Raw genomic sequence first — 21,477 nt, 5'->3', positions numbered from 1 at the left:
GAACCCAGGAAAGCAAAAAGATGAGCACAAGGCCTGAAACCGGCGCCGCCGCGCCGCGTTACCTCGACGACCTGCAGCCCGGCGACCGTTTTATGAGCGGCGAGTACCCGCTCGATGCGGCACAGATCACTGCCTTTGCCGCGCAGTTCGATCCCCAGCCTTTCCACCTGGACCATGAAGCGGCCAAGGCCACGCTGTTCGGTGGCCTGGCTGCCAGCGGCTGGCACACGGCGGCCATCACCATGCGCCTGCTGGTAGGCCAGGGCCTGCCGCTGGCCGGCGGCATCATAGGGGCTGGCGGTGAAATTAGCTGGCCCAAGCCGACACGGCCCGGCGACGTGTTGCATGTGGAGAGCGAAGTCGTCAGCGTCACGCCCTCGCGCTCGCGGCCGGATCGCGGCATGGTGGTGGTGCGCAGCGAAACGCGCAACCAGCACGGCGACGTGCTGCAGCAGTCAACCTACAAGCTGGTGGTGCCGCGCAAGACTGCTTGAGCCGGGGGCTTGTTTCCGCCGTTCGGTGTGCCAGAATCCACGCAAAGGGCCCCAAAAAAGGCCAAATTGCGGGACATACAAGATGCTCATCAACTGCGTGGTTTACCAGAACGGCACCAAGCTCGCCGATATCCCGGTCAGCGAGATCAGCGACTATATCTGCCGGCCCGACGCCTTTGTCTGGGTGGCGCTGCAGGACGCCACGCCCGAAGAACTCGAGGAAATGCGGCACGAGTTCGGCCTGCATGAACTGGCGGTCGAAGATGCCAGGCACGGCCACCAGCGTCCCAAGATAGAAGAGTACGGTGCTTCGCTGTTTTCAGTGCTGCACTTGATCGAGCAATCCACCGACAAGCCGGGCGAGCTTCACGTTGGCGAGGTCGACGTGTTCACCGGCAAAAACTACGTGCTCTCGGTGCGCAACCGCAGCAACAAGGGTTTCCTCGGCGTGCGCGAACGCTGCGAGCGCGAGCCCGAGCTGCTGCGCCACGGCTCGGGTTTTGTGCTGTATGCCTTGATGGATGCGGTGGTCGACCGCTACTTCCCCATCCTCGACGACCTCGAGACCGAGCTGGAGTTGATCGAGAAAGAAATCTTCACGCCCGGTGCCGCGCGCAAGAACATCGAGCGGCTCTACGAACTCAAGGGCAGCGTGATGATTCTCAAGCACGCAGTCGCGCCGCTGCTCGAAGGTGCCAGCAAGCTCCACGGCGGCCGGGTGCCGCAGATCTGCAGCGGTGTGCAGGATTACTTCCGCGACGTCGTCGACCATCTGTCGCGCATCAATTCGCTGATCGAAAACATGCGCGACACGATTGGCACCGCCATCCAGGTGAACCTGGCCATGGTCACCATCGAGGAGAGCGAGGTGACCAAGAAGCTCGCGGCCTGGGCCAGTATCTTTGCGGTCTGCACGGCCTTTGCCGGCATCTGGGGCATGAATTTCGAAGCCATGCCCGAACTCAAATGGCGGTACGGTTACATCATGGCCCTCAGCATGATTGTGGTGGCGTGTTCGCTGCTGTATTGGCGCTTCAGGCGCGCCAAATGGCTGTAGGGCTTATGGCACGCTGGGTGGTGTAAAAGCCTTGCGCGCCGCCAGCGCGGCCTTGCGGCTGGCGCATCCCTCCAGGTGATCGTTGACCAGTCCCATGGCCTGCATAAAGGCGTACATGGTGGTCGGCCCCACAAAAGTCCATCCGCGTTTTTTGAGGTCCTTGGACAGGGCGGTGGAAGCCGGCGAGGTCGGCATGGCCTTGACGGCCTCATGCGTGATGCGCGCGGGCCGGCTTTTGGCTTCTGGCTCCAGCCGCCAGACAAAAGCGCCCAGCGAGCCGAACTCTTTTCGCAATTCGATCACGCGCTGGGCATTGTTGATGGTCGAGGCGATCTTGCCCGCGTGGCGGACTATGCCGGCATCGCCCACCAGGCGCTTGATGTCACGTGCGCCGAAGCGTGCCACCTGCTCGGCATCAAAATTCGCAAACGCGCTACGAAAGGCTTCGCGCTTGTTCAAAATTGTCAGCCAGCTCAGGCCGGCCTGAAAGCCTTCGAGACAGATTTTTTCAAACAGGCGGCGCTCGTCGTCCACCGGGAAACCCCATTCGCTGTCGTGGTAGTTGCGGTAGAGCGGCGTGGCCTGGCACCAGGCGCAGCGCGTGGTGCGGCTGTCGTCGGTGAAAAGGCCCGCGGCGGGCGATGCGGCAGCCGGGGAGGGCTTGGGTGGGGTGGCGGAAGGCATGGGCGATTTTAGGCAGAGATGGGTAGCCGGCGGTATCATGAAATCCAATCCCTTCATTGACCCGCCACTTCGGAAACACCCGTCATGTCCCTCCAGCTCTGGCTCGCATTCGTTGCCGCAACCGCCGTCCTGCTCATCATTCCCGGTCCCACCATATTGACCGTCATCAGCTATTCGATGGCGCACGGCAAGCGGGCCAATGTTCCGTTGGTTGCTGCAGTGGCGTTGGGTGATTCAACCGCATTGGTGGTCTCGCTGTTCGGCCTGGGCGCCTTGCTCGCCGCCTCGGCGTTCTGGTTCACGGCCGTCAAATTGGCAGGCGGCCTGTATCTGCTCTACCTGGGCATCAAACTGTTGCGCGCCGGCATCTCGCCCATGCAGACGGCAGCACCTGAGGCGCCCGGCTCCTTGTGGAAGCTGTTCGGCAACACCTACCTGGTCACCGCACTCAACCCCAAGGGCATTGTGTTTTTTGTGGCCTTTTTGCCCCAGTTCATCAACCCAGGCGCCGACCTGACGCGCCAGCTCTGGATATTGGCCACCACCTTTGTGGTGATGGCCGGCCTCAATGCCACGCTGTATGCGGTGTTTGCCGCTTCTGCGCGCAGCTTGCTGGCTTCGCCGCGCGCGCAGCGGCGGTTTAATTTTGCGGGGGGCTCGCTGCTGTCTGCGGCCGGTGTGTGGGCCTTGCTGGYCAAGCGGCCGGCTTGAGGCCGGGTCTTGCTCCGGCTGGGCGCGCTCTTCCTCCTCATCCTCCTCTTTCCTCTTCTTAGTTCAGCTGGCCGGGTCTCGCCCCGGCGGGCGACTTACTTTCTTTTGCTTCGCCAAAAGAACGTAAGCAAAGAAAAGGCGACCCGCAGTCTGGGTCCCTGCGCTTCGCTACGGGCAACCTGCGGTGCTCGAGCCAAGCGGGGTCAAAAACAACTCGCCTGCGGCTCAGACACGTTTTTGCCCTGATCCGCTTGTCTCTGCGCTCCTCGGCCCAGCCAGGACGGGGCAATCGGGAGCGGGGACAGAAGACAAATACCAAAGAAAAATCAATACAAACAAGGACTCGCCACGGCGAGTCCTTGTTTCTTCAGGTATTGGTATTCCTTCTCCACCCCTTGTGTATGCGCCGAGGAGCGCAGGGCCAGACGGATAAGGGCAAAAWCGTGTTTGAGCGAAGCGAGTTGTTTTTGACCCCGTCTGGACCGAGCACCGCAGGCTGCCCGTAGCGAAGCGGAGGGACGCAGACACCAGGGTCGCCTTTTCTTTTGCTTACTTTGCTTTTGGCGAAGCAAAAGAAAAGTGAGTTGCCGCCGGGCTACCCCCGGCCAACAGAACTCAGCAGAGAAAGCAGGAAGTCGGAAGTAAAAGGAAGGGGAAGAGGAAGAGCGCGCAAGGCCGGAGCAAGACCCGGCCCCACCCCCTTACCCCATGCTCGAATGAATCATCTCCCGCACCCGCGGATAAATCTGCTGATTCCACTTGCGCCCGCTGAACACCCCGTAGTGCCCCACACCGGTCTGCACATGGTGGGTCTTCATGTAAGGCCGTATGCCGGTGCAAAGGTCTTGCGCGGCCACCGTCTGCCCGACTGAGCAGATGTCGTCGCGCTCGCCTTCCACCGTCATCAGCGCGGTGCGCCGGATCGCGGCGGGTTTCACGAGGCGGCCGCGGTAGCTGAGCTTGCCCAGCGGCAGGTCGTAGGTCTGGAAGACTTTTTCGACGGTCTCCAGGTAGAACTCGGCGGGCAGGTCGTTGACGGCCAGGTACTCGTCGTAGAACACGCGGATGATGTTGGCCTTTTCCACGTCGCCATCCAGCAGGTGCTGGTACATGTCCTGGAAGGATTTTTTGTGGCGTTCCAGGTTCATGCTCAGAAAGGCGCTGAGCTGCACAAAGCCCGGGTAGACGCGCCGCATATAACCCGCATGCGGCAGCGGCACGTGGCTGATCAGATTTTTCTCGAACCACTCAATCGGCTTGCTGGTGGCCAGGGTGTTCACGCCGGTCGGGTTCACGCGGCAGTCCACCGGCCCGGCCATCAGGGTCAGGCTGCGCGGCTGGGCCGGGTCTTCGTCCTCGGCCATGACCGCCGTGGCCGCCAGTGCCGCCACGCAGGGCTGGCACACCGCCACCACATGCGTGCCGGGGCCTATGGCCTGGGTGAAGCGGATCATGTGGTCTATGTAGTCGTCCAGCGCGAAGGGGCCGTGGCGCAGGGCGACGTCGCGCGCGTTGTGCCAGTCGGTGATGTAGACGTCGTGGTCCTGCAGCAGCGTGCGCACGGTCTCGCGCAGCAGCGTTGCGAAGTGGCCCGACAGCGGGGCCACCAGCAGCACCGGCGGCTGGTAAGGCAGATCGGCCGGCAGCTCTTTCTTAAAGCGCAGCAAGGTGCCGAAAGGCATGCTGAGCACGGCCTCCTCGGTGACGGCAAGTTCGTGCTCACCGACCTTCACCGAGCTGATGCCGTAAGCCGGGCGTGAATGCGTCAGGCGCAGGCGCGAAAACACTTCCATGGACGCCGACAGCTTGCGCAGCAGGCTGCCTTCGGTTTTGCCCAGCCAGAGGGCCGCGCTGCCGCCTTGCGCCAGCAGGCGAAGCGGTGACAGCAGATCGGACTGGAGCTGGTAGGCCTGGTAAAGCATGGTTTTCCTGGCGGGGTTCGGGCTTGTGGCCCAGGTAGCCGGCATGCAGGCAAGTTACGGGCCAGTCGCCGCCGCCGGCCCGCGCGCTGGCACAGGCCTTGCGGAGTGTTGCCGGCCCCGGGGCAGTGGGGATCAACTTTGCGGTTCAAGGAGCAATCTCATGGCCAAGGCAGTCCTGACGATCAGCAGCAAAAACTACGGCGCCTGGGCGCTGCGCGGCTGGCTGCTGGCGAAGTTTGCCGGGCTGGAGTTCACCGAAAAAGTGATCCCGCCTGACGACCCGGCCATGAAGGCCGAAATGCTGCTGCTCTCGTCCAGCATGCTGGTGCCCTCGCTGCAGCACAACGGCGTCAAGGTCTGGGACACGCTGGCGATTGCCGAATACCTCAACGAAATCAAGCCCAAGGCGCAGCTGCTGCCGGCGGACGTCAAGCTGCGCGCGCACTGCCGGGCGGTCTGCGGCGAAATGCATTCGGGCTTTGCCTCGCTGCGCGCCGCGCTGCCCATGAACCTCAAGGCCCATTTCCCGAACTTCAAGGTCTGGTCGCGCGCACAGGCCGACATAGACCGGGTTCTGGAGATCTGGAAGGAATGCCTGGGCGCCTACGGCGGCCCCTATCTGTTCGGCAAACAGCTGTCGGTGGCCGACGCCATGTACGCACCGGTCGTTACACGGTTCCTGACTTACGACGTGGCGCTGGACAAGGCTTGTACGGCTTATTGCAAGCGGATCATGGAGTTGCCGGCGATGAAGGAGTGGGTGGCTGAGGCGAAGAAGGAGCCGGACGATATTGATGAACTGGATGCCGAGTTTTGAGCCCGCAGCAGTCGGACTCTTCCTTGTCACAGAGGCGCTTTTGCAAGCCCTCCTCCGTTCGGGCTGAGGTATCGAAGCCCCTGGTTGTTCGCGTGTCGATGTTGTTAGAAATCCTGGCGTAAAACCGGCTTCGATACCTCAGCCCGAACGGAGGAACCCCCCCATACCCTGAAGCTTCCCCCGTTCGCCCTGAGCCTGTCGAAGGGCTTCGACAGGCTCAGCCCGAACGGGAAAGGGGGCGGCTCAAGCGACCAGGGATTACTTCCAGGGGGTTGGTGGCGGGATCTCGCAGACAGGGTCGACGTCAATCGACTTGAAATCCGCAGGCCCGACGATTTCCAGGTATTCCATGTCGGGGGAGTAGTCGAACAAAAAATGCTTGATGCCCGGCCGCTGGTGCACCACGTCGCCGGCCTCGACCAGGGTTTCCTTGTCTTCGTACATAAAGCGGGCCCAGCCCTTGACCATGATGACGATCTGGAAATCCGCCTCATGGCGGTGCCAGCCCGTGCCCGTTTCCGGTGCCATGTTCGCCTTGACAAGGTGCGCGATCACCTGGCCGTTGGTGGCGTCGGCAATGCCGAGATCGCGATACAGGAAAAAGTCGCGCAAACCACCTGAGACAAACTGCGTGTCGCCGGGCTTGACGTGGGAAAACTTGGTTGCGGTGCGGTCCAGCATGGGGTACTCCTGTTCCATCAAGACATCCAACTCGGGATTGGTGCGGTGCAGCAAGCATGAAGTGTTCCAGACCGGGTCTAGTTGCGTGGAGTCCCAGGTTGAAAAGGTATGCATTGCAGATGATGGCTTGGCGCTAAATTACCCCGCCGCCCGGCTCAAACGGCCAAGAGGGCTGCAAAATGGTGGGGCTTATACCTGTATGAATTTGCAGCTCTTTGTCTTGAAACTCAGCGCGCAGCTGGCTTACAGAAGTTTTTGGTGGCCAGATTAGATTGCCAAGTTACACCATAGGTTTTGCGGCATACATTACGTTAGCCCTAACGAAGACCTCGCATTTGATCAAAGGAAAGCAATGAACACAGAATTTGACCGAGCCGATCTACTCGCCGAAGCAAGAGTCCTTCAGTCGCGGCTCTCCTCGGAGGTTCACGCCACTAGAGGAACACTGCATCTCCTCCTCTTAGCACTCCTAGGCTGCGCGACGCTGGCAACTCTCGTGATTGCTTCGATTTCACTTGGGTGGGGTCGAGAGCCACTTGGCGACCTCGCCGCTCTCCTTCCGGGTATTCTTCTCATTCTTTTGTTCGTCAGCTATCGCCTCCTGATGACGATCGCAGACTTTCGCGGTCTTGTCGGGAGTGTCGAGGGTATACGGCAACAGCACCAAAGTGCGTTGTGGGATGCTGAGCGCTTTGAGAATCTTGAGAGCAACTCATGAGCTTCTCAGAGAATTCGCTTCGAGCTCTGTCTGCTTCATCAAGAGAGGTGAGAAAGGCTCTGGCGGAACTGCAAAGGGCCGCGACTCGCCTCTCCGACGCAAATACATCGACCTTGTTTGGTGTTTTTGGTGGTTTTCTGGGTTTAACGGCTGCGTACGCCCTCAGCTTCGTCCTTCCTGTCTCGCTTCTCGCACTCGAATTTCTGCTGGCAGGTCTTGGTGTAAGCGGTGGAGTGCTGGCATATCGACTATCGAGAGGTCTCGATGTCGAGAGACGCCTGGATATGAATCGAATGGCCTCGGACGAGATATTGGATCGGATCAAGCGGCTACCAAAGGACACGCCGCCAGCTGTCCGCGACCAGTTGTGGCTCTCTTATCAGCACCTAAACTCCATCCCTCAGATGGGCTTGCTTCCAATCTCGTCCTCGCGGCGAGAAGTTGAATCAAGGAATGACGCGCCGTGAGCACAATAGACCAACTGGCAAAGAGGGTGGTGTTGAGGGCGAACAGATCAATCAACACGGACTTTCTATCGGCGGGCTTTGCCCGCGCACTACCCGCTGGTCATTTTCGACATTAGTCGTCGAGAAATTCATGTCCTAGTCGATGATCTCTATGTCCAGGCCACCTGCCGCATCGCAGCTGTACACCGAGTTCCACCTCTGTCCTGACCTTTCAGTTCGACAAGTTTGCTTCTGCGTCCGAGAGTACAAGGAAGGCCTATTTCATGACGTCTTCCACAGTCATGTTCCGGCGTATCGCATCTCCCAAGAGCGCGCGCATGAGGCATTGCGATCTCTGGTGGCTCGCTATTCAGAGTGGCCGGGAGAGTGGATTCTGAACAGCCTACTCAATGATCGTGGTCATCAACCCCAGAGGTACCCTGGATTCACCCATGACGTTAGTTATCCCGAAGCCGGTGTTCTGCGCCATACCGTGAGCGGCACGAGAGTCCATGCGTGGTGCGACACTGTCATTTCAAAGAAGGACTTCCGCTTGTCAAGTGATTTCAGATGAAGGCGGCGACACGTAGCCCTCCATTGGGAGTGCGTCTCTCGGCCCGCCGCAACACGTCCCGTCCGTCAACCATTAGAAAACCCTGTATTCCTATCCCCGGATTTGCCAGACATTGTTCAGCCATGAGCCCGGTTTAATCTATTGGCAACCCCAAGGGCCCCTCTGGGATAATCCCCCCATGAGCGGAAATACCCTAGGAACCCTATTCGCAGTCACCAATTTCGGTGAATCCCACGGCCCGGCCATTGGCTGCGTGATTGACGGCTGCCCGCCGGGCATGGATTTGAGCGAGGCCGACATCCAGGCTGACCTGGACCGCCGCCGCCCCGGCACCAGCCGCCATGTGACGCAGCGCAACGAGCCCGATGCCGTCGAGATCCTCTCGGGTGTCTACCAGGGCAAGACCACCGGCACGCCGATCTGCCTGCTGATCCGCAACACCGACCAGCGCAGCAAGGATTACAGCAACATCCTGGAGAGCTTCCGTCCCGGCCATGCCGACTACAGCTACCTTCACAAATACGGCCTGCGCGATCCGCGCGGCGGCGGCCGGTCTTCGGCGCGCTTGACTGCGCCTACGGTGGCGGCGGGTGCCGTGGCTAAAAAATGGCTGGCTGAAAAATACGGTACGGTGTTTCGCGGTTGCATGACGCAGGTCGGCGATGAGGTCATTCCCTTCGAGTCCTGGGAGCATGTGCCCAACAACCCCTTTTTCGCGCCGGTGGCCGATGTGTCCAAGCTGGAAAACTATATGGACGCCTTGCGCAAGGCGGGCGACTCGTGTGGTGCGCGCATACGCGTGACGGCCTCGGGTGTGCCGGTGGGCCTGGGTGAGCCGCTGTATGACAAGCTGGACGCCGACATCGCCTTTGCCATGATGGGCATCAATGCGGTCAAGGGGGTGGAAATCGGCGCGGGGTTTGCGAGCGTGACGCAGCGCGGCACCACGCACGGCGACTCGCTGACGCCTGAAGGCTTTTTGTCCAACAACGCCGGCGGTGTGTTGGGCGGCATTAGCACCGGCCAGGACCTGGAAGTCTCGATCGCGATCAAGCCGACCAGTTCCATCATCACGCCGCGCCAGTCCATAGACACGGCCGGCAACCCGGCCGAAGTGGTGACCAAGGGCCGCCACGACCCCTGCGTGGGCATACGCGCCACACCGATTGCCGAAGCGCTGCTGGCGCTGGTGGTGATGGAGCATGCACTGCGCCAGCGGGCTCAGAACGCGGATGTCGTGGTGAATACACCCGACATCATGCGAAGCCGCAAATAAATCTACTGCGCGGCCCGATCTCGCATCTGCGGTCCTCACCGTACGGGTGTACGGCTCCGGTCCTCCACGCGACCTCGGACCGCTCGCTACGATTTCTTCACGGCTTCGTGTTGATGCCTGTTTTCGCCTTCAAGGCTCAGGCGGTGCCGCCCGAAACGGGTTAAACCCCGTGATCAGCGCGGTGGCCGACAGCACCAGAATGCAGCCGGGCAGCATGCTGGCCGTGACCGGCTCGCCGAGAAACAAACCGCCCCAGGTCACTCCGAACAGCGGGATCATGAAGGCCGCCGAGGTGGTGGCGCTGGCCGGGATCTCGCGCATCAGCCGCATGCTGATCCAGTACATAAATCCCGAGGTCAGCGTACCCAGCACCGTCACGGCCGCCACCGCGCCCGGCGTCAGGACGGCCGCAGGCGCGGCGATGCCGCCCGGCACGATCAGGATCAGCGCCCCGGTGATGTGTACCACCGCCGACGAAGGCAGCGGCGAATAGGCCATGGTCACGCGTTTCATCTGGATGGCGCCAAAACCGTAGCTGGCCGAAGCCACCACACAAGCCAGCGCCGCCAGAATCACCGTGGGTGTTACCGCCACAGGCCCCAGCTGCACCAGCAGCGCCACGCCCGCAAAACCGACCGCGCAACCCAGGAGGCGCACCCGCGTGAGCTTCTCTTCCCCAGCCAGCGCAGCCGCCATTACGCCGAAAAGCGGCGCCGTGGCATTGAGCACCGCCGAGTAACCCKAAGGAATGATCAGCGCCGCCCAGTTGAACAGCACAAACGGAATCACCACCGACAACAGGCCCACCAGCGTCAGCTGCGGCCAGGCACTGCGCGGCGGCCAGCGGTCGCGCAGCGTGCTCATCAGCAGGCTGAGCACAATGGCCGCCAGAGTGCAGCGGGTGGCCGCCACCACCCACGGGCCCAGGGCCGGGCTGGCAATGCGAAGAAGGGGAAATGATGCGCCCCAGAGGGCGGACATCGCGATGAGCTGGAGGAAGTGTCGGGTTTGCATGAAACGCCGCACGGGCGGCAATGGGGGCGGCAATGGCGGCGGCAATGAGGGCGGCGATGTGAAGCTTGTGTGATTGTGCAAGATTCGGCCCAAAGCTGCCCGGCTGGGGTGAAGGCGCGAATCTTTCCTACACCGCGGCCGGTGCCGGGCGCTCTAAATAAAGCTTTTCGCCCATCACTTCCATCCACTCCCCCCAACCCTTTTCGAGGAAGCGCCATGCCCAAAACCACCAACACCACCAAAACCTCTTCCGGCCGGACGTCCTCCGCGCGCCCCGCGGCGCGCGGTGAGGCCGTCACTGCCAAGCAGCAGAAAATCCAGCGCGAGCAGGACAGCAAGGACAACGCCAAGCGGGCCGAACGCGAAGCCTCCGCCGGCAAGGAAAAGAAAGCCGTGCAAGCCGGTTTGCGGGACTATCCCGAGCCGCCGCTGCCCAGGCAACACCTGCGCAAGCCCGGACTGGAGGCCGAGATGGAGCTCAAGCCGCAGTTCATGGCGCCCGACTACAAAGGCAGCGGCAAGCTCGAAGGCCTGACCGCGCTGGTCACCGGCGCCGACTCGGGCATTGGCCGCGCGGTTGCCGTGCTGTTCGCGCGCGAGGGCGCCGACGTGGCCGTGGCCTACCTGAGCTCGGACCAGGATGCCAAAGAAACCAGGCGCTGCATCGAAGCCGAAGGCCGGCGCTGTGTGCTGATCGCGGGGGATGTGAAAGACCCGCAGTTCTGCCGCGACGCGGTCAAAAAAACCGTGAAGTCGCTCGGCAAGCTCGATATCCTCGTCAACAACGCCGCCTTCCAGGAGCATGCCGAGTCGCTCGAAGACCTGACCGAGGAGCGCTTTGACGAAACCCTGCGCACCAATGTGTACGGCTACTTCCACATGGCCAAGGCTGCGCTGCCGCATCTGAAGAAAGGCTCCAGCATCATCAACACCGGTTCCGTGACCGGGCTGGAGGGCAGCGCCAAGCTGCTCGACTACTCGGCCACCAAGGGCGCGATCCACGCCTTCACCAAGGCGCTGGCCAGCAACCTCGTCGACAAGGGCATACGCGTGAACGCCGTGGCGCCCGGCCCGGTGTGGACGCCGCTGAACCCGGCAGACTCCCCGGCCGACATGGTGCAGGACTTCGGCAAGAAGACCGACATGAAGCGGCCGGCGCAGCCCGAGGAGCTGTCTCCGGCGTATGTGTTCCTCGCATCGCCGGTGTGTTCGAGCTACATCACCGGGATTGTGCTGCCGGTGACGGGGAGTGTGGGCGCGGTTTGATTCCCGGCCGCCAGTCCAGCCTCAGCCCGAAGCCGCCAGGCTGTCTCGCACACCGGCGGTGATTTCCAGCGACCTGCGCGCAATGGCCGGGTCAAAAATATGCGTGGTCACCATCAGTTCGTCGGCTTGCGTCTCGGCGATGAAAGCCCGCAGGCCTTCCCGCACGGTCGCGGGCGCGCCGGCCACCGCGTAACGCAGCATGCGCTGCGCACCCACGCGCTCGGCAGGCGACCAGTAGCTTTCGATGTCGTCAATCGGCGGCGGCATCGGCCCCGGCGTTCCGCGCAGCAGGTTGGTCATGGCCTGCTGGATGGAGGTCTGCTGGTAGCGCGCCGCTTCATCGGTGTCGGCTGCCACCACGTTGGCGGCAACCATGGCGTAAGGCTTGTCGAGCTGCGCGGAAGGCTCGAACCGGTCGCGGTAGGTTTCGAGGGCCTGCATCAGCATGTCGGGCGCGAAGTGCGAGGCAAAGGCAAAGGGCAGGCCCAGCGCCGCGGCCAGCTGCGCGCCGAAGAGGCTGGAGCCCAGTATCCACAGCGGCACCTTGAGGCCCGCACCCGGCACGGCGCGGATTCGCTGGCCGGGCTCGACGTCTTCAAAGTAGTAGCGCAGCTCCTGCACGTCCTGCGGAAAAGTGTCGGCATTGTTCTGGTGGTCGCGGCGCAGCGCGCGGGCGGTCAGCTGGTCGGTGCCGGGCGCGCGGCCCAGGCCCAGGTCGATGCGTCCCGGGTAGAGCGATGCCAACGTGCCGAACTGCTCGGCAATCACCAAGGGCGAATGGTTGGGCAGCATCACGCCGCCCGATCCCACACGAATGGTGCGTGTGCCGCCGGCCACATGGCCGATGACCACTGCGGTGGCCGCGCTCGCGATGCCGGGGTTGTTGTGGTGCTCGGCCAGCCAGAAACGCTTGAAGCCCAGTTGCTCGGCATGCCGGGCCAGGGCCAGGGTGTTGTGAAAGGCGTCGGCGGCTGTTGCGCCTTTGACGATGGGGGAGAGATCGAGGACTGAGAAGGGAATCATGGTTTGGCTCCCTCCCCCGATGAGGGGGGGTAGGGATGGGGGCTTGCGGTGTTTGATGTTGCGCCATGCGTGTTGGGAGGCCGTAGGCCCTCACCCTCCTTCGACAAGCTCAGGACAGGCCAAGCCTCTCCCAGGGGAGAGGGAGTAAAGGGTGGGTGCTGAGCTTGGATGCATGGGCGTGCTGTGGGGGCGACGGGCCAGTTTAGGAGCTTCCCGATGGCCGCGCGGGGGGCAGGGTATAAATCCCCCATGACGGATTCAGTGAGCATTCAATTACCGCCCGAGGCACTCGCATTGCTGCGCACAGCCAGCCGTTTTGAAACCCCTTGTGGCGACGGCGCCATGGTCTGGCACACCTGGGGGCAGGCCGCGCGCCGGCCGGAACTTGCGCCCTTGGTGCTTTTGCATGGCGGCAGCGGCAGCTGGATGCACTGGCTGCGCAATATCCCCGCGCTGGCCGCGTCAGGGCGCTGGGTCCTGGTCCCGGACTTGCCCGGCTTTGGTGATTCGGCGGCGCCCTTGCGCGGCACCGACGCCGATGCGCTGCCTGAACCGGTCGAACAGGGACTGGCCGTGCTGGTGGGCGACGCGGCCTGCGACCTGGTGGGATTTTCTTTCGGCGGCATGGTGGCCGGCTTCCTGGCGGAACGCTTTCCCGCCCGGGCCGCGCGCGTTGTGCTGGTGGGCGCGCCCGGCCTCGGTGTGGCACCTGAAAAAGCCATACGCCTGCGCGCCTGGCGCCACCTTGCCGATGCGGCCGAGCGCGACGCGATACACCGGCACAACCTCGCGGCCTTGATGCTGTATCGCGAAGAGGCGATTGATGAGCTGGCGCTGCGCCTGCATATCGCCAATGTGCTGCGCGACCGCATGAAGGGCCGGAGCCTGGCGCGCACCGATGCGCTGGCGCAGTCGCTGGGCCGTGTGCAATGCCCTGTGTGGGCGATTTATGGGCGGGAGGATGCGCTCTACCGCGGCAAGCTCGATGCGCTGCAGGCGGCGTTGACGCGCGCCATGGATTTCAGGGGCCTGAAACTGGTGGAGGGCGCCGGCCACTGGCTGCAGTTTGAGCGGGCCGGCGCGTTTGATGAGGCGCTGCTTGCCGCCCTCGAAACAGATATCTAGCGCTTATTTCTCGATCGCGAGCAGCTCGATGTCGAAGGTCAAGGTGGCATTGGGCGGCACCACGCCGCCGGCGCCGCGGTCGCCATAGGCCGTGGCGGGCGGGCAGGTGAGCGTGGCCTTGCCGCCGACCTTGATTTTTTGCACGCCTTCGGTCCAGCAGGGCACGACGCGGTTCAGCGGAAAGGTCGCAGGCGCGCCGCGCTTGTAGGAGCTGTCGAATTCCTTGCCGTCGGCCAGGGTGCCGCGGTAGTGCACCTTGACGGTGTCGGTCGCCTTGGGCTGCGGGCCGGTGCCGTCGGCGGTGTGCACGATCTTGACGCCGTTGGGCAGGGTTTCGGCCGGGGCTGCTGCAAGGGCTGCGGTGGAGACAGCGAGGGAGGCAAAGGAGGCGATCACGGCGGTCAGTGTCTTCATGAGGTCATGCTTTCATGGCGGGTGGGTAATCGAAAGAGCTGGCCCGGATTATCGCCCGCCCCCTGTCTTGCCCAGCGGCGCCGGCCGGCCGCCTTGTAAACAAATGCGGCGCAATCTGTCCTGCGGGGTTACCATGCGTGAACTATTCACTTCGTGGGTGGTTCCATGGTGGCACTTGCCGCACAATTCGACTCGCCCCGCCGGCTGAGCAAAAAGGTCAGCGACCGGCCGCAGGACTGGCTCGGCACGACGCCGCTGCTGGACCTGGACGACCCCAAGCTGCGCCTGAAGGCTCGCGCGCTGGTCCAGCTGTGCCGCACCGAGCGGGACAAGGCGCTGGCCATCTATCGCTTCGTCAAGCGCCTGCCTTATACCAAGCGAATCAAGCTGCAATACCCGACGGCCCGCGACGTGCTCGAGGCGCGGGGGGGCGACGGCGACGACAAGGTGACCTTGCTGATCGCACTGATGCGCTCCGCCGGCATTCCGGCGCGAATACGCTACATGGAGATGCGCGGCGAGATGCTGCGCGGCCTGATTCCGGGAGCCACGCCGGCGGCGCGACCGCTGGCGGAGTTCTGGCTGGGCGGTTGGGTGCGCACCGACACGTTTATCTTCGATGCGGAATACGTGGCCGCCGCCCGCGAACAGCTGAAAGCGAACGGCTGGGAATGCGGCTGGGGCATCCACATCCATGCCCAGCTTCTGTGGGACGGCAAGAACGACGCCTTCCTCGGCGGCAAGCCCAGCGACCAGGACCCGATGATCAAGCGGCTTCTGTGCGTGGTGAGTGATCCACTGGAACTGGTGTCGCCATCCGTGGGGGGCAGCGGGCTGCGTTACCGCCGGTCGCTGCGTGCCCTGCAGTGGAATGTGCTGGCGCCCGCCATGATACGGGCCATCGAGGAACTGCGGGCCGGCTCCCGTTCTTCTGGAAACTAGCCCATGCGTCGCAACAACTCCGGTACCGATGAAACCAGCATGGCCACCCCGGAGCAAGTCAGCAGGCTCAGCACCAGCCTGCGAAAGGCCAGGTCGCTGATGCCCGCGTAAAGCCGTCCGCCCAGCCAGGCGGGAACAAGCGCCGCGGGCGCCACGATGGCCAGCATGGGCAGCGTTTCGCGGGTGACCAGGCCTGCGGCGGCGTAGCTGGCCATGGTGACGGTCAGTACCGCCAGATTGAAGTTCTGGATGACGGCGCGCTGGTCCGCTTTCTCGTAGCCCCGCAGGGTGCACCACAGCGTCGGAATGACGCCGCTGAAACCGCCCAAGGCACCCATGAAGCCGCCGGCCATGCCTGCCGTGGCGTCGGCGATGCGGCCTCCATGGTGGATGCGCGGAAGCTTGCCCGAAAAAAGCATGGCCGGGCACCATAGCGCCAGCAGTACGCCCAGAAACAGCTTGAACAGCTGGACGTCAAGTCGCGGCAACAGCAGCAAACCCAGCGGCAGCCCCAGCAGGCCGCCGGCCAGAAATGGCAGCAGGCGCTTCCAGTCGGTATTGCGGCTGACCGTGAAGGCCGCCATGACCTGCCCCGTCAGCCCGCCGAACACCGCCATCACCGCCGCCAGCTTCGGGTCTATGGCCCAGGCCCAGAAAGACATGGCGACCAGGCTGAAGCCAAAGCCCGACAGGCCCTGGACAAAGCCCGCCGCCGCCGCGCCCGCGATGATCAGGATGATGTGAGCGTCAAGACCTGCCACAGGGTTGACAGATCCTCAGGCGTAGTCGCTCACGGGCACGCAGCTGCAGAACAGGTTGCGGTCGCCGTAGACGTTGTCGACCCGGCCCACGGGCGGCCAGTATTTGCCCTGCTTGAGCGAGGCCAGCGGGAAGCCGCCGGTTTCGCGCGAGTAGGGCCTGTCCCAGTCGGCGCCCAGCAGGCTGGCCGCGGTGTGCGGTGCGTGCTTGAGCGGGTTGTTGTCCTGCGGCCACTGGCCGGCTTCGATCTTTCGGATCTCGTCGCGGATGGCGATCATCGCGTCGATGAAGCGGTCCAGCTCGGCCAGGGTTTCACTTTCGGTGGGCTCCACCATCAGCGTGCCGGGCACGGGAAAGCTCAGTGTGGGCGCGTGAAAGCCGTAGTCCATCAGGCGCTTGGCCACGTCCTCGGCGCTGACGCCGCTGGTGTCCTTCAGTGGGCGCAGGTCCAGGATGCATTCGTGGGCCACGTGGCCGTTTTCGCTGGCGTAGAGGGTCGGGTAGTGGTCTTTCAGGCGCGAGCTGATGTAGTTGGCGCTCAGGATGGCGACCTCGGTGGCCTGCGTCAGGCCCTCGGGGCCCATCATGCGGCAGTACATCCAGCTGATGGGCAGCACCGCGGCATTGCCCAAAGGCGCCGCCGATACGGCGCCCACGCCGTTGCCGGGAATGCCCGCCGTCGCATGGCCGGGCAGGTAAGGCACCAGGTCGGCCACCACGCAGACCGGGCCCACGCCCGGGCCGCCGCCGCCGTGCGGGATGCAGAAGGTTTTGTGCAGGTTCAGGTGGCTCACGTCGCCGCCGAATTCGCCCGGCGCGGCCACGCCGACCAGCGCGTTCATGTTGGCGCCGTCCACGTAGACGCGGCCGCCGTGGCTGTGCACCATGGCGCAGAGTTCCTTCACCTGGGTCTCAAACACGCCATGCGTGCTGGGGTAGGTGATCATCACGCAGGCCAGCTTGTCGCTGTGCTGTTCGCATTTGGCCTTCAGGTCGGCCATGTCGACGTTGCCGCGGGCGTCGCAGGCGGTCACGACCACGCTCATGCCCACCATCTGCGCGCTGGCCGGGTTGGTGCCGTGGGCCGAGGACGGAATCAGGCAGATGTTGCGGTGGCCCTGGCCCTTGGCTTCAAGGAAGGCCTTGATGGCCAGCAGGCCCGCGTACTCGCCCTGCGAGCCGGCGTTGGGCTGCAGACTGATGCCGGCATAGCCGGTGGCCTGGCACAGCCAGTCGCGCAACTGCTTGTCGAGCTCGGCATAACCTTGCAGCTGGTCGGCCGGCGCGAAGGGATGGATGTTGGCGAACTCGGGCCAGGTGATGGGAATCATCTCGCTGGTCGCGTTGAGCTTCATGGTGCAGCTGCCCAGCGGGATCATGCTGCGGTCCAGCGCCAGGTCCTTGTCGCTGAGCATGCGGATGTAGCGCAGCATGCCGGTTTCGGAGTGGTGGGTGTTGAACACCGGGTGCGCAAGGAAAGGCGTGGTGCGGCGCAGCTCGGCGGGGATCAGCGATTCCACGCCTTTTTCGAAGGCGCTGACCACGGGCAGGGTCTGGCCGGGTTTGGCAAAGAAGGACCAGAGCAGCTCGATGTCCTTGCGGCTGGTGGTTTCGTCCAGCGACACGCCCAGGTGGTTGTTCAGGCGATAGCGCAGGTTGGCGCCGGCCTGGCGCGCGCGCTCGGCAATCGCATGGGTCGCGTCGCCGGTTTTGATGGTCACGGAATCGAACGCGCCGGTGTTCGTGATTTCGTAGCCCAGCTCCTGCAGGCCGCGCACAAAGACGGCGGTGTAGGCCGCCACGCGCTCGGCGATGCGCTTGAGGCCCTGCGGGCCGTGGTAGACGGCGTACATGCTGGCGATGACGGCCGGCAGCACCTGCGCGGTGCAGATGTTGGAGGTGGCTTTCTCGCGGCGTATGTGCTGCTCGCGCGTCTGCAGCGCGAGGCGGTAGGTCGGGTTGCCGTGGCTGTCGACGCTGACGCCGACCAGGCGGCCCGGCAGCGAGCGCTTGAACTCGTCGCGGCAGGCGAGGTAGGCCGCGTGCGGCCCGCCGTTGCCCATGGGCATGCCGAAGCGCTGGGTGTTGCCCAGCACGATGTCGGCGTCCCATTCGCCGGGCGGGGCCAGCAAGGTGAGCGCCAGCAGGTCGGCCGCGACGCACAGCGCCGCGCCGTCGACGTGGGCCTGGCCCGCAAGCGGGCGCAGGTCATGGATGCTGCCGGTGGTGGCGGGGTATTGCACCAGCACGCCGAAGTAGTCGCCTTCAGCCATGAGCTGCGGCACCGTGACCGCCGCCGTGCTGACCTTGATCTCGATGCCCAGCGGCTTGGCGCGGGTCTGTATCACCTCGATCGTCTGCGGATGGCAGTCGCCCGCCACGATGAAGACATTGCTTTTGCTCTTGACGCTGCGCTTGGCCAGGGTCATGGCTTCGGCGGCGGCGGTGGCCTCGTCGAGCATGGAGGCGTTGGCAATCGGCATGCCGGTCAGGTCGCAGACCATGGTCTGGAAGTTGATCAGCGCCTCCATGCGGCCCTGCGAGATCTCGGCCTGGTAAGGCGTGTAGGCGGTGTACCAGGCGGGGTTCTCCAGGATGTTGCGCAGGATCACGCCCGGCGTGTAGGTGCCGTAGTAGCCCTGGCCGATGAAGTTCTTGAACACCTGGTTCTTGGCCGCGATGGCCTTGAGCTGCTTGAGCGCGGCGGCTTCCGTGACCGGGGCCGGAATGGCCATGGGCATCCGGCGCGCGATGGAGCGCGGAACAATGCCTTCGACCAGTTCGCGGCGCGAGACCGAGCCCACAACGTTGAGCATGTGGACCTCGTCGGTCTCGTCGATGCCGATATGGCGGGCGATGAACTCGGAAGGGTTTTCAAGGTCGCCCAGGGGCTTGGCGGTTTGCATCAACATGTCGGGTTTCCGGAAAAATCGTTCGCCCTGAGCTTGTCGAAGGGCAGGCGGAACGGGGAGAGCAGGGCTTCGACAGGCTCAGCCCGAACGGGAGTTAAGCCGCGAACGCGGTGTAGCGGGTCTCGTCCATCAGCGCGTCCAGCTGCGATGGGTCGGACAGCTTGATCTTGAAGAACCAGCCGGCGCCCATGGGGTCGCTGTTGGCCAGGGACGGGTCGTCCTTCAGCGCTTCGTTGATGGCGGTCACTTCGCCGCTCACGGGCATGTAGACGTCGGCGGCGGCCTTGACCGACTCGACGACGCCGGCGGTTTCCTTTTGCGCGAAGGTGGTGCCCACGGCGGGCAGGTCCACAAACACCACGTCGCCCAGCGCGTCCTGCGCATGCACGGTGATGCCGACGGTGGCGACGTCGCCTTCAATCTTGAGCCATTCGTGGTCTTCGGTGTATTTGACGGTCATGAGAATCTCCAGGGGGTTGAGGGGTGGGACAGCAGGGTTCAGCCGCGGTAGTAACGGGTAGCGACAAAAGGCATGGCGGCGACTTCCATGGGCACGGCCTTGCCGCGCACGATGGCGTTCACGCGTGTGCCCAGGGCGGCAAATTCGGGTTTCACATAGCCCATGGCGACCGGCTGGTTGATGGTCGGGCCCAGCAGGCCGCTGGTGACCTCGCCGATCTTTGCACCGTCGGTGCTTTGCAGTTCGGTATGGTCGCGCACGGGAACGCGCTCCAGCGCCACCAGGCCCACGCGCTTGCGGGCAAGCAGGGCGGGGTCGGCCAGTTGCGCCAGGATTTTGTCGGCACCCGGGAAACCGCCCGCGCGCGCACCGCCGGTGCGCCGCACTTTTTGCATGGCCCAGTTGAGGCTGGCTTCCACCGGCGTCGTGGTGGTGTCGATGTCGTTGCCGTAGAGGCACAGGCCCGCTTCCAGCCGCAGCGAGTTGCGCGCGCCCAGGCCTATGGGTTTGACCTCGGGTTGGGCGAGCAGCGCGCGCGCCAGCGCATCGGCCTGCGAGGCGTGCACCGAAATTTCAAACCCGTCTTCGCCCGTGTAGCCGCTGCGCGTCAGGAAGCAGTCGCAGCCCGCCACCGTGAAGCGCCCACCGGTCATGAACACCAGCTTTTCGATGCCGGGCGCCAGGCGCTGCAGCGCCGTGACAGCCTGCGGACCTTGCAGCGCCAGCAGCGCCATCTCGGGCATGGGGATGACCTCGCAGCGCGAGCCGATCTTGGCCTGGATGTGCGCGATGTCGCCCACCTTGCAGGCGCCGTTGACGATGACGAAGAGGTCGCCGCCGTTGGCATAGTCGCGGTTGAAAAACATCAGGTCGTCGATGATGCCGCCCTCATCATTGAGCAGCAGGCCGTAGCGCTGCTTGCCGGCGGGCAGGTCGATCACATCGACCGGAATCAGCGATTCAAGCGCCGCCGCCGCATCCGCCCCCACCAGGCGCAACTGGCCCATGTGGGAAACGTCAAAGAGGCCGGCGGCCTGGCGTGTGTGCAGGTGCTCGGCCATCAGGCCCGCGGGGTACTGCACCGGCATGGAATAGCCCGCGAAAGGCACCATGCGCGCGCCCAGCTCCAGGTGCAGCGCATGCAGCGGCGTCTTCAGCAGGGTTTCGGGAGCGGCGGAAGAGGTGGACGAATCGGACAAGGCATTCTCCGGGGGGGCAAACAGGTTCTAAATCCATCGGTTGCCCCTGCTGTCCACTTTACCTGAGAGATTCGCCCGGCGATGCGGGTTTGCTCCTTCGGTGGGCCGTCCTGGCGACGGCCTCTCTCCAGTAGGGAACGCCTTGCCGCGTGGTGCGCCGCAGGGCGGTTGCCAGTCCTTTTGCCTGAGCGTTCAGTGCACCAAAAAAGGGGGTGTACGTGCGCCTTCGGCGGTTTTCTCGGGAAAACTCTCTCCTGACCCGGCAAGTGTAACGGAAGCGGCTGCCGGGCCGGCCTGGTGGATCAGGCTGCCTGGTGCTGCGGCAGCAGCATGGCGATGCGCTCGCTGATGGAGTCGGCGCGCTCGTGGCCCGCGATTTTTTCGATCTCTTCAATCATCTCGCGCGAGGCCGTGAGCATGCTCTCGCGGTCCTTGGCATTGCGCAGCGCTTCGCGAAAGCGTTCGGCCATGACCGGGTCGCGCCGGGCGAACATGCGCTCGCAGATGTCAAACAGGAACATGCGCGTTGTGGCGAGCGAGCGCTTGCCTTCGAACTGGTCGGCTGCGACCTGGATGGCCTGGGTGGTCTCGGGGCTGGGGAAATTCTGCAACTGGGCCGGCGTTGGCGTCGGGGCGGGCGCCGCGGCGGGCACCTTGCCCGGATGCGCTTCCAGGAAGCCCTCGCGCAAAAGGCGCAGCGCAATGGCTTCGCCGTCGCCGTCAAACAGTGGGCGGAAATCCTGCGCGGACTTGCTGCCGTCGGCCATCAGCAGCAGGGTGCGCTCGCGCTGGCCAAGCGTTCTCACGCCGGGCTTGAGCTCGGCGCGGGCGCGGTCGGTTTTGTGGAGCTGCATGGATTTCATCCTGAAATGAAAGTTAGGGCCTGTTAACGCTATTTATGCAAATGCGAATGGGGTTAAAACGGCGCCAATCAAGGCGCGCGACGACGCCCAGACCGGGCGTCTGGGCTAGAAGCGCAACGC

At 63.9% G+C, this 21,477-nt stretch carries 20 protein-coding genes and 2 riboswitches; of the genes, 9 read left to right on the top strand and 11 right to left on the bottom strand.

The window, feature by feature from the left end:
• Positions 1-20 precede the first annotated feature (20 nt).
• Positions 21-494 (top strand): MaoC family dehydratase, encoded by a 474-nt coding sequence (locus tag AC1DXS_RS12670; RefSeq protein ID WP_477737841.1) that lies wholly within the window; start codon positions 21-23, stop codon positions 492-494.
• Between the two features lie 82 nt (positions 495-576).
• Positions 577-1,551, top strand: a complete 975-nt coding sequence (locus tag AC1DXS_RS12665; RefSeq protein WP_477737840.1) for a magnesium and cobalt transport protein CorA — start codon at positions 577-579, stop codon at positions 1,549-1,551.
• Positions 1,552-1,554: 3 nt separating this feature from the next.
• On the opposite strand, the gene AC1DXS_RS12660 is transcribed toward AC1DXS_RS12665, so the two are convergent.
• Positions 1,555-2,235: a DNA-3-methyladenine glycosylase I gene (locus tag AC1DXS_RS12660; RefSeq protein WP_477737839.1), complete on the bottom strand. Its 681-nt coding sequence runs from the start codon at positions 2,233-2,235 to the stop codon at positions 1,555-1,557.
• Positions 2,236-2,319: 84 nt separating this feature from the next.
• On the opposite strand from AC1DXS_RS12660, the gene AC1DXS_RS12655 reads away from it, so the two are divergent.
• Complete coding sequence (locus tag AC1DXS_RS12655) at positions 2,320-2,946, top strand: LysE family translocator (RefSeq protein ID WP_477737838.1); 627 nt, start codon at positions 2,320-2,322, stop codon at positions 2,944-2,946.
• 701 nt (positions 2,947-3,647) lie between these two features.
• On the opposite strand, the gene AC1DXS_RS12650 is transcribed toward AC1DXS_RS12655, so the two are convergent.
• Positions 3,648-4,868: a polyhydroxyalkanoate depolymerase gene (locus tag AC1DXS_RS12650; RefSeq protein WP_477737837.1), complete on the bottom strand. Its 1,221-nt coding sequence runs from the start codon at positions 4,866-4,868 to the stop codon at positions 3,648-3,650.
• Between the two features lie 160 nt (positions 4,869-5,028).
• Here AC1DXS_RS12650 and AC1DXS_RS12645 point away from each other — a divergent pair, with 160 nt between their 5' ends.
• On the top strand, positions 5,029-5,685 hold the full coding sequence (locus AC1DXS_RS12645; RefSeq protein ID WP_477737836.1) for a glutathione S-transferase: 657 nt from the start codon (positions 5,029-5,031) through the stop codon (positions 5,683-5,685).
• Between the two features lie 258 nt (positions 5,686-5,943).
• Here AC1DXS_RS12645 and AC1DXS_RS12640 read toward each other — a convergent pair whose 3' ends face one another.
• Positions 5,944-6,366: a cupin domain-containing protein gene (locus AC1DXS_RS12640; protein WP_477737918.1), complete on the bottom strand. Its 423-nt coding sequence runs from the start codon at positions 6,364-6,366 to the stop codon at positions 5,944-5,946.
• A 714-nt stretch (positions 6,367-7,080) separates the two neighbouring features.
• On the opposite strand from AC1DXS_RS12640, the gene AC1DXS_RS12635 reads away from it, so the two are divergent.
• Both AC1DXS_RS12635 and aroC read left to right on the top strand, forming a co-directional pair.
• Positions 7,081-7,551, top strand: a complete 471-nt coding sequence (locus AC1DXS_RS12635; protein ID WP_477737835.1) for a hypothetical protein — start codon at positions 7,081-7,083, stop codon at positions 7,549-7,551.
• Positions 7,552-8,282: 731 nt separating this feature from the next.
• Positions 8,283-9,380, top strand: a complete 1,098-nt coding sequence (gene aroC / locus AC1DXS_RS12630; RefSeq protein ID WP_477737834.1) for a chorismate synthase — start codon at positions 8,283-8,285, stop codon at positions 9,378-9,380.
• 129 nt (positions 9,381-9,509) lie between these two features.
• Here the strand turns inward: aroC and AC1DXS_RS12625 are convergent, their stop codons facing one another.
• Complete coding sequence (locus AC1DXS_RS12625; RefSeq protein ID WP_477737833.1) at positions 9,510-10,394, bottom strand: DMT family transporter; 885 nt, start codon at positions 10,392-10,394, stop codon at positions 9,510-9,512.
• 216 nt (positions 10,395-10,610) lie between these two features.
• On the opposite strand from AC1DXS_RS12625, the gene AC1DXS_RS12620 reads away from it, so the two are divergent.
• Complete coding sequence (locus AC1DXS_RS12620; protein ID WP_477737832.1) at positions 10,611-11,660, top strand: SDR family oxidoreductase; 1,050 nt, start codon at positions 10,611-10,613, stop codon at positions 11,658-11,660.
• 21 nt (positions 11,661-11,681) lie between these two features.
• Here AC1DXS_RS12620 and AC1DXS_RS12615 read toward each other — a convergent pair whose 3' ends face one another.
• Complete coding sequence (locus AC1DXS_RS12615) at positions 11,682-12,683, bottom strand: LLM class flavin-dependent oxidoreductase (protein WP_477737831.1); 1,002 nt, start codon at positions 12,681-12,683, stop codon at positions 11,682-11,684.
• Positions 12,684-12,932: 249 nt separating this feature from the next.
• Here AC1DXS_RS12615 and AC1DXS_RS12610 point away from each other — a divergent pair, with 249 nt between their 5' ends.
• Positions 12,933-13,808, top strand: a complete 876-nt coding sequence (locus AC1DXS_RS12610; RefSeq protein WP_477737830.1) for an alpha/beta fold hydrolase — start codon at positions 12,933-12,935, stop codon at positions 13,806-13,808.
• A gap of 3 nt (positions 13,809-13,811) precedes the next feature.
• Here the strand turns inward: AC1DXS_RS12610 and AC1DXS_RS12605 are convergent, their stop codons facing one another.
• Positions 13,812-14,222: an FKBP-type peptidyl-prolyl cis-trans isomerase gene (locus tag AC1DXS_RS12605; RefSeq protein WP_477737829.1), complete on the bottom strand. Its 411-nt coding sequence runs from the start codon at positions 14,220-14,222 to the stop codon at positions 13,812-13,814.
• Positions 14,223-14,375: 153 nt separating this feature from the next.
• Between AC1DXS_RS12605 and AC1DXS_RS12600 the strand changes: the two genes are divergently transcribed.
• Positions 14,376-15,164 (top strand): transglutaminase-like domain-containing protein, encoded by a 789-nt coding sequence (locus AC1DXS_RS12600; protein ID WP_477737828.1) that lies wholly within the window; start codon positions 14,376-14,378, stop codon positions 15,162-15,164.
• Here AC1DXS_RS12600 and AC1DXS_RS12595 read toward each other — a convergent pair.
• The 5 genes from AC1DXS_RS12595 to AC1DXS_RS12575 all read right to left on the bottom strand — a co-directional run bounded on the left by AC1DXS_RS12595 (position 15,161) and on the right by AC1DXS_RS12575 (position 21,348).
• Entirely contained in the window at positions 15,161-15,925 is a 765-nt protein-coding gene (locus tag AC1DXS_RS12595; RefSeq protein ID WP_477737827.1) for a sulfite exporter TauE/SafE family protein, read from the bottom strand. The two genes, AC1DXS_RS12600 and AC1DXS_RS12595, sit on opposite strands and share 4 nt — an antisense overlap.
• A 15-nt stretch (positions 15,926-15,940) precedes the next feature.
• Complete coding sequence (gcvP, locus tag AC1DXS_RS12590; protein ID WP_477737826.1) at positions 15,941-18,835, bottom strand: aminomethyl-transferring glycine dehydrogenase; 2,895 nt, start codon at positions 18,833-18,835, stop codon at positions 15,941-15,943.
• 94 nt (positions 18,836-18,929) lie between these two features.
• Positions 18,930-19,295 carry a glycine cleavage system protein GcvH gene (gene gcvH / locus AC1DXS_RS12585; RefSeq protein ID WP_477737825.1) on the bottom strand — a complete coding sequence of 122 codons (366 nt, stop codon included), beginning with the start codon at positions 19,293-19,295 and terminating at the stop codon, positions 18,930-18,932.
• A 38-nt stretch (positions 19,296-19,333) separates the two neighbouring features.
• On the bottom strand, positions 19,334-20,494 hold the full coding sequence (gcvT, locus tag AC1DXS_RS12580; protein ID WP_477737824.1) for a glycine cleavage system aminomethyltransferase GcvT: 1,161 nt from the start codon (positions 20,492-20,494) through the stop codon (positions 19,334-19,336).
• Between the two features lie 39 nt (positions 20,495-20,533).
• Positions 20,534-20,635: riboswitch (glycine riboswitch) on the bottom strand.
• Positions 20,636-20,654: 19 nt separating this feature from the next.
• Positions 20,655-20,761: riboswitch (glycine riboswitch) on the bottom strand.
• 35 nt (positions 20,762-20,796) lie between these two features.
• The gene (locus tag AC1DXS_RS12575; protein ID WP_477737823.1) at positions 20,797-21,348 is read right to left on the bottom strand and encodes a hypothetical protein; all 552 of its coding nucleotides are present in this window, start codon (positions 21,346-21,348) and stop codon (positions 20,797-20,799) included.
• Positions 21,349-21,477 lie beyond the last annotated feature (129 nt).

Source organism: Polaromonas sp. P3_B1 (assembly GCF_056402935.1).
This window is presented reverse-complemented; position numbering and strand designations above follow the sequence as displayed.